Source organism: Halorubrum sp. CGM4_25_10-8A (genome assembly GCF_005435025.1).
In the GTDB taxonomy this organism is placed as follows: Archaea; Halobacteriota; Halobacteria; order Halobacteriales; family Haloferacaceae; genus Halorubrum; species Halorubrum ezzemoulense.
Genome location: NZ_SGTX01000003.1, coordinates 328714 through 336121 on the forward strand (window position 1 = coordinate 328714; position 7408 = coordinate 336121).

General features: G+C 73.2%; 8 protein-coding genes. 3 read left to right on the forward strand and 5 right to left on the reverse strand.

Translation table 11 applies throughout. From position 1 onward, the window contains the following. The first annotated feature begins 44 nt into the window (after positions 1–44). Positions 45–641, forward strand: a complete 597-nt coding sequence (locus EXE52_RS05870) for an NUDIX hydrolase (protein ID WP_086216912.1) — start codon at positions 45–47, stop codon at positions 639–641. Between the two features lie 160 nt (positions 642–801). Further along, positions 802–1677, forward strand: a complete 876-nt coding sequence (locus EXE52_RS05875; protein ID WP_049930147.1) for a CPBP family intramembrane glutamic endopeptidase — start codon at positions 802–804, stop codon at positions 1675–1677. A 20-nt stretch (positions 1678–1697) separates the two neighbouring features. On the opposite strand, the gene panB is transcribed toward EXE52_RS05875, so the two are convergent. Further along, positions 1698–2504: a 3-methyl-2-oxobutanoate hydroxymethyltransferase gene (gene panB, locus EXE52_RS05880; protein WP_089308368.1), complete on the reverse strand. Its 807-nt coding sequence runs from the start codon at positions 2502–2504 to the stop codon at positions 1698–1700. A 135-nt stretch (positions 2505–2639) separates the two neighbouring features. Here panB and EXE52_RS05885 point away from each other — a divergent pair, with 135 nt between their 5' ends. Beyond that, complete coding sequence (locus tag EXE52_RS05885; RefSeq protein ID WP_089308369.1) at positions 2640–2999, forward strand: DUF5822 domain-containing protein; 360 nt, start codon at positions 2640–2642, stop codon at positions 2997–2999. A 25-nt stretch (positions 3000–3024) separates the two neighbouring features. On the opposite strand, the gene EXE52_RS05890 is transcribed toward EXE52_RS05885, so the two are convergent. The 4 genes from EXE52_RS05890 to EXE52_RS05905 all read right to left on the reverse strand — a co-directional run bounded on the left by EXE52_RS05890 (position 3025) and on the right by EXE52_RS05905 (position 7152). Then, complete coding sequence (locus EXE52_RS05890) at positions 3025–3618, reverse strand: HAD family hydrolase (RefSeq protein WP_198945662.1); 594 nt, start codon at positions 3616–3618, stop codon at positions 3025–3027. Then, a complete protein-coding gene (locus EXE52_RS05895) occupies positions 3615–4787 on the reverse strand; it encodes an acyl-CoA dehydrogenase family protein (protein ID WP_089308370.1) in 1173 nt (390 codons plus the stop codon). Before EXE52_RS05895 ends, EXE52_RS05890 begins: the two co-directional genes overlap by 4 nt. Before the next feature lie 98 nt (positions 4788–4885). After that, positions 4886–5923 carry an AIR synthase family protein gene (locus tag EXE52_RS05900; protein WP_089308414.1) on the reverse strand — a complete coding sequence of 346 codons (1038 nt, stop codon included), beginning with the start codon at positions 5921–5923 and terminating at the stop codon, positions 4886–4888. Beyond that, on the reverse strand, positions 5920–7152 hold the full coding sequence (locus tag EXE52_RS05905) for an alanine--tRNA ligase-related protein (RefSeq protein ID WP_089308371.1): 1233 nt from the start codon (positions 7150–7152) through the stop codon (positions 5920–5922). Before EXE52_RS05905 ends, EXE52_RS05900 begins: the two co-directional genes overlap by 4 nt. Positions 7153–7408: the final 256 nt, after the last annotated feature.

The window sequence follows — 7408 nt, forward strand, 5'->3', positions numbered from 1 at the left end:
GCGCGACGGCCGGCTATTTACGCCCCGAGCGACGACTGCGATCCATGGACGATTCCGCCGACCTCGCGTGGGAGACGCTCGACAGCGACATCGACTACGCCTGCCCCGGCTTCGACGTGCGCCGGGACGAGGTGCGCTTCCCGGACGGCGAGACGGACGGGTTCCACTACGTCGACGAGCCGCCGGCGGTCGTCGTGCTGCCGCTGACGCCCGACGGCGACGTCGTCGTCATCGACGAGTGGCGACAGGCCGTCGGCCGGGTGAACCGCGGGATTCCCGCCGGGACGATGGAGCCGGAAGACGGGGCGGCGGGGGACGGCGGCCCCGCGGGCCGAGAGCCGACGACCGCCGCGGTCGAGCGCGCCGCGGCCCGCGAACTCGCCGAGGAGACGGGGTACGAGGCGGACGCGTTCGAGCGGCTGACGACCGTCGAGCCCACGAACGGGATGGCGAACGCGGTCCACCACCACGTGCTGGCGACCGGCTGCGAGCCGACCGCCGAGCGGGAGCTGGACCACAACGAGTCGATCGCGGTCGAGACGGTGCCGTACGACGACCTGCTCGCCGCGGTCGTCGACGACGAGCTGCGCGACGGGCGGGCCGTCACCGCGGTGCTGTGGTACGAGCTGCTCCACCAGTAGGCGGTCGGGACCCGCCTTCGGCGCCGTCGCCGTTTCGGCACGGCGTCGTGGCGCCGCCGTCTCCGCGCGATATCGCACCGTCGCCGTCTCGGAACGATACCGCGCCGTCGTCGATTCCGACACGGACAACCATTTTGCCGGGCGGCCCCTACGCGGGGCAATGACAGATCCCTCCAGCGGCGACCGGGCCACGGACGGCGGCGTCTCGGACGAGTTCGACGACGTCGGGCCGGACGCCGTCGGCGACGCGGACGGGTCGGGCGGGGGCGCCGGCTCTCCGGGCGTCGCGGTCGCGACGGCCCTCCTCCTCGGCGTCCTCGGCCCGGTCATCGCGCTCGCGAGCGGGGTCGCCGTCTTCGCGATCGACTCGCTGACCGGGGGGCTCTCGCTCGTCGCGAGCGTGGTCCTCACGCTGGTGTTCGGCCAGTACGTCGCGTTCGGCGGGCTCGCGGTCGGCTACCTCGCGTGGCGCGGCTTCGACCGCGAGGGGATCGTCTCGTACCTCGGCGTCCGGGTGCCGAGCCTCAAGGAGATCGGGATCGTCCTCGGCAGCTGGGTCGTGATCTTGATCCTGATCCTCGTGGTCTCGACGATCGTCCAGCTGCTCGGGACGGAGACCGCGGCGAACCAGAGCGCGGAGCTGGCGATGGGGAATCCGGCGATCATCCCGCTGTTCGTCGCCGCGTCGTTCCTCGTCATCGGGCCCTGCGAGGAGATCCTCTACCGGGGAGTCGTCCAGGGGCGCCTCCGCGAGTCGCTGCCGGCCGCCCCGTCGATCGCGCTGGCGGCCGCCATCTTCGCGACCATCCACGTGATGGCGCTGACCGGCGGGCTCTCCGCGCGCCTGACGACGATCTCGATCCTGTTCGTGCCGAGCCTCGTGTTCGGCGCGGTGTACGAGTACACCGAGAACCTCGTCGTCCCCGCGCTGCTCCACGGCCTCCACAACGCCGTGATCTTCACTGTCCTCTACGTCACCGTGACGCAGGTAGACCCGAACGAACTGCCGACGGTGCTGGGGTTCTTCCCGGTCTGATCCCGGACGATCGAGCGGCCTCAGTACAGGTCCTCTAGCGACTCCTCGACGTGCGAGTGCTCCTCGGCCGGGAACTCGCCGCTCGTCACGGCATCCCGGTACGCCTCGACGGCGTCGACCATCTCGCCGCGCACGTCGCCGAACTGCTTCGCGAACGGCGGCGACCACTCCCCGAGCCCGACCGCGTCGTTGATCACGAGCACCTGTCCGTCGCAGTCGGGGCCCGCGCCGATGCCGATCGTCGGGATATCCAGCGCCTCGGTCACCGCGCCCGCGAGGTTCGCCGGCACGTGCTCCAGCACGAGCGCGAACGCCCCGGCGTCGGCGTGGGCGCCCGCGAGGTCGATGATCTCCTCGGCGGCGTCCTGCTCGGTCCCCTGTCGGGTGTAGCCGCCGAGCCGGTTCACGTGCTGCGGGGTCAGGCCGAGGTGCGCCATCACCGGGATCCCGACCTCGGTCATGCGACGGGTCGTGTCGACGGTGTGGGGGCCGCTCTCGATCTTCACGGCGTCCGCGTTCGCCTGTTTTAGGAGTCGACCCGCGTTGCGGACGGACTCGGCCTCGTCGACGCCGAACGAGAGGAACGGCATGTCGGCGACGACCAGCGCGTCCCCGGTCGCGCGCGCGACCGCCGCGGTCCGGCTCGCCACCTCGTCGAGCGTGACGGGGAGCGTGGAGTCGTAGCCAAGGGCGGCGTTGCCCATGCTGTCGCCGACGAGGACGACATCGATCCCCGCCTCGTCGACGATCGCCGCCGTCGGGGCGTCGTATGCGGTCAACATCGTGATCGGATCGTCGCCCTCCCGCAGTCCCCGCGTCGTGGTCATACCTCGGAGTCACCCGCGCGACGCCGTAAAATCGTCGGGAACCGGAAAGGCGGGGCGGCGCGGCCGGGCGGCGGCGCGACCCCGGTACCGCCGCCGACCGCCACCGATTTGCCGCTCGGCCGCCGAGTCGGTCGCGTGCAACCAGTCGAGCGGGCCGAGTACGAGGGGGTGGACTACGCGTGGGTGATGCAGACGACGTTCGTCGTCACCATCCTCGTCGGCGCGCCCGCCGCGGCGCTGCTGTCGACGCTCGTGACGCTGGAGACGTGGGGCGCGCGCGCCGCGTTCGCGGTCCGGATCGGCGCGCCCATCTGGTTCGTCACCGCGGTCGCTGTCGCGCTGTACGCGCGGCGCGCCGAGGCCGGCGACGGCGGCTCTGGCAGCGACGCCGACGCGAGCGCGGAACGGGACGCCGACGCTGACGCCGGAGACGCCGAGCCGGAGTCTACCGAGCCGACCGACGAACAGACTGACGAGGGGGAGAAGGTCGACTGACCCGCGGGCGGCGCGGTGCGAGTCGCTACTCGGCGAGCAGCTCCGAGACCCACGCGAAGTCGACGCCGCCGCGCTCGGCGGTGACCGCGTCGCTCTGCGAGTCGCCGACGAACAGGGTGTCCTCCGGGGCCTCCCCGAGGCGGTTGATCGCCGCGAGCAGCGACGCCGGGTCGGGCTTGTGGCTTCCGACGGTGTCGCGGCCGACGATCGCACCCGAGACGAGCGCGTCGCCGAGGCCGTGCGTCTCGACCGCGATGCGGCACGCGTCCTCGCAGTTGAGCGAACAGACGCCAGCCGGGGGGTGTGGGTCCGCGGACTCGTCGTCCGCGGTCGCGGCCGCGAGTCGGTCCCCGAGCGGGAGCCGGGTCGACTCGCGGGCGCCGGGGCGCTCGTGGAGCGCGATCGCCTCCTCGACCTCAGCCCGGATCCCGTACTCGTCGGCCGCGCCGAGGAGGTCCCACAGCTCCTCAGTCGGGGGGATGAGGGCGCGCTCGGCGTACACATCGAGAACCGCGTCGGCGACCGCGTCCCAGTCGACCGCGAGCTCGACGAGCGTCCCGTCGAGGTCGTAGACGACCGCGTCGTAGGCGGCGAACTGAGATCCGTCACCGTCGGTCACTCGCCGAACACCCCGCGGGCGATGATCGTCTTCTGGACCTCGGTCGTCCCCTCGTATATCTCCGTGATCTTCGCGTCGCGGTAGAGGCGCTCGACGTCGAACTCGGTCGTATAGCCGTAGCCGCCGTGGATCTGGATCGCCTCGTTCGTCACCGACATCGCGGCCTCGCTGGCGCGGTACTTCGCCTTCGATGCGGCGACGCGATAGTCCTCGCCCGCCTCCGCCTGCCGGCACGCCTCGCGGACGAGCAGCCGCGCCGCCGACACGTCGGTCGACATCTCCGCGAGCTTGTGCCGGATCGTCTGGATGTCACTTATCGGTCGGTCGAACTGCTCGCGCTCCTCGGCGTAGGATTTCGCCTCGTCGAGCGCCGCCTGCGCGACGCCGACCGCCTGCGCCGCGATGCCGATCCGGCCCTCGGTGAGCGTCCGGAACGCGGCGGAGAGCCCCTTTCCCGGCTCGGTGAGACGGTTCGCGGCGGGGACGCGGCAGTCGTCGAAGGTGATCCCGGTCGTGTCCGAGGCCCGGAGGCCCAGCTTCTCCTCCTTCTTGCCGACCTCGAACCCCTCGGTGTCGGCGGGGACGAGGAACTGCGTGATCGCGTCGTCGTCGGGGTCGTGCGCCTCGTCGTCGACCTTCGCGAAGACGACGGCCACGCCGCCGCGCTTCCCGTTCGTGATCCACTGCTTCTCGCCGTTGAGCGCGTACTCGTCGGCCTCGGGGTCGTACGTGGCGGTCGTCGACATCTCCGCGGGATTCGAGCCCGCGTGCGGCTCGGAGAGACAGAACATGCCCACCGGGCGGCCCGTCTCCGCCATCTCGGGGAGCCACGTCTCGCGCTGGGTCTCGCTGCCGAACTCGGCGATACAGGAGGTGGCGAGGCAGTGGACCGACAGGGCCGTCGCGACCGCGAGGGACCCGTGCGCCAGCGCCTCGTTGGCGACCGCGTACGTCGTCTTCCCCGCGCCGAACCCGCCGTACGCTTCCGGGACCGTCAGCCCCGTCAGGCCGAGTTCCGCGAGCCCGTCCCACACGCCTTCCGGGAACGTCTCCGTCTCGTCGGCTTCGGCCGCCGTCGGTCGAACCTCCTCGGCCGCGAACTCCTCGACGAGGTCGCGGACCGCCTGCTGTTCGTCGGTGAGCGCCGAGCCGACGCGTGCTCCGGTCATGTCACCGACTTCGGTCCCTCACCGAAAAAGGTGAGCGATCGGCGGGACCGGCCGACCCGGCGTCCCGGACGGCTTCGGCACCGGCGCCGGTGACGCGCCTACTCCTCCGCCTCGCGCGCCTCCCACAGCGGGTACAGCTCGTCGCGGGGCGGCTCGGCGAGCGGCTCGCCGTCGATTCGGACGGTTCCCGCAGGGCGAGCCGAGTCCGCGGCGTCGCCCGAGCCCGCGGCGTCGCCCGCAGCCCCCTCGACCGAGCCGATCTCCGCGCCGCCGATCCCGACCGCGTCGAGGGCGTCGAGCGCGTCGTCGACCCGGTCCGGCGGGACCGCAGCCAGCAGCGCGCCGGAGCCGAACGTCGCGAGCGGGTCGACGCCGAGCGCGTCGCAGCAGGCGCGCGTCTCGGGGCGGACGGGGACCGCGTCGCGCTCGACGGCGAAGACCGAGTCGCTCGCCTCGGCCATCTCGACGAGGGCGGTCGCGACGCCCCCCTCTGTCGGGTCGTGGAGCGCGGTCGCGGCGTCCCGGACCGCGGCCGCGTCGGGGACGACGCTCACCTCGTCGAGGAAGCCGGCGGCGGCGTCGAGCGTCGCGGCCGGGACGCCGGCCGCGCGGCACTCCTCGCCGAAGTCGGTTGCGAGGATCGCCGTCGCCTCGATCGCCGCCCCCTTTGTGAGAAGGAGGCGGTCGCCCGGCTCAGCCCCGCCGCTCGACACGAAGCGGTCCGTCGTCCCCATCGCCGTCATCGAGCAGAGCGGGCGGTCGAGCGCGTCGAGCACCTCGGTGTGGCCCCCGACGACCGCGCACCCGAGCTCGCGCGCCGTCGCGTCGACCTGGTCGACGACGGTCCGGAGGCGGTCGGGATCGCCGTCGGGTAAAAAGAGCGTGTGCGTGAGCCACCGCGGGTCGGCCCCGCTCGCGGCGACGTCGTTACAGGCGACGTGGACCGCGAGCGTCCCGACCGACTCGGCCGCGAGCGACAGCGGGTCGGCCGCGATGACGAGCGTCTCGGCGGCGTCGCCGAGGTCGATCGCGGCCGCGTCCTCCCCGTAGGCCGGCCCCTGCGCCACCGCGGCGTCTGGCGTGCCGGTCGCCGCGAGCGCTGCGGCGAGCGCGTCGGGACCCAGCTTGCCCGTCATCGCTTCCGGAACCACGCCGCGACGGCCGCGGGGTCGGCGTCGAGGCCGCCGCCCTGCGCGAACGTCGGGCCGCCGCCCCCGCCGCCGCCGAACTCGGCGGTTATCGCGCCGACGATGTCGCCCGCGTCGACGGCCGTGTCCTCTGCGGCCGCGACCACGACGAACGGGGCGTCACCCGCACCGATCGCGGCGAGGGCGTCGGGGCCGTCGTCCGCGTCGGCGTCGCCGCCGACGAGCGCGGTCGCCGGCTCCCGGAGCTCGTTCGGGTCGGCGTCGTCGACGGTCCCGACCGCCCACTGCGCGCCGTCGACCTCGGTCGTCGGGAGGTCGCGCAGGCGGGCGGCGAGCAGGTCCCCGCGCGCCTCGCGGAGGTCCGCCTCCAGCCGGTCGGCCTCCCCGCGGAGGCGGTCGACCGCGTCGGGGAGGTCGCCGACGCGCGCGTCCAGCGTCGTCGCGGCGTCGAGCGCGGCGGCGTGGACCGCGCCGAGCTCGTCGATAGCGGTCGGGCCGACGGCGAACTCGACGCGGGTGACGCCCTCGCCGGGGTTCGACCGGTCCAGCACCGCGATCGGCCCGATCTCCGCGGTGTTCTCGACATGGGTCCCGCCGCAGGCGGCGACGTCCCAGGGGTCGTCCGCGTCGCCGACGGTGACGACCCGGACCGCGCCGCCGCTCATCGCACCCTCCTCCGTTTTCGTGTTGAACGCGATCCCGTCGACATCTCGGGCCGCCTCGGCCGAGTGGGTCGCCCACGAGACGGGCAGCGAGTCCCAGACGGCGCGGTTCGCGAGCCGCTCTAACTCGATCAGGTCGCCGTCGTCTAACGGCTCGGCGGTCGTCAGGTCGACGCGGACCTTCGTCTCGGAGATGTCGAAGCCGGCGTAGCCGAGGTCCTCGGCGATCCGGCGCGCGGCCCCGTACAGCACGTGGGAGGCGGTGTGTGCGCGGGCGCAGTAGGTCCGGAACGCGTCGTCGACCAAGCCCGTGACCTCGTCGCCGGGCGCGAAGTCGGGGTCGGCGTCGGAGTCGAGAGCGTGGACCACGTCTCCGCCCCGTTCGGTCACGTCGTCGACGAGGTGGCCGTCGAGCGTCCCCCGATCGGCGGGCTGGCCGCCGGACTCGGCGTAGAAGTACGTCTCGTCGAGGACGACCTCGCGGCCGTCGACGCGGTCGACCGTCGCTTCGAACTCCCGGACCGCCGGCTCGGCCGGCGCGCGTGAAGCGGTCATTGCCGGGTCGTGGGCGCGGGTGGGTAAATAGGTGACCGCCGCGGTATCGGTTGTAAACGACCGTCGCGGTGGCGCGTGCCTGCGAGCCGCCGGCAGGCCGCGAAGCCAGCGTGCGCGAGGTCGCCGGCGCTACGCGCCGGCTGCCAGAGGGACCTTCGGTCCCTCGCTGGAGTCAGTTGCCGGAGCGAAGCGACGGCGGCTGACGAGGCTGGGGAGGCGTGCGGTGCGGTTGTGGTGTGGGCGGGCGGGACTCGAA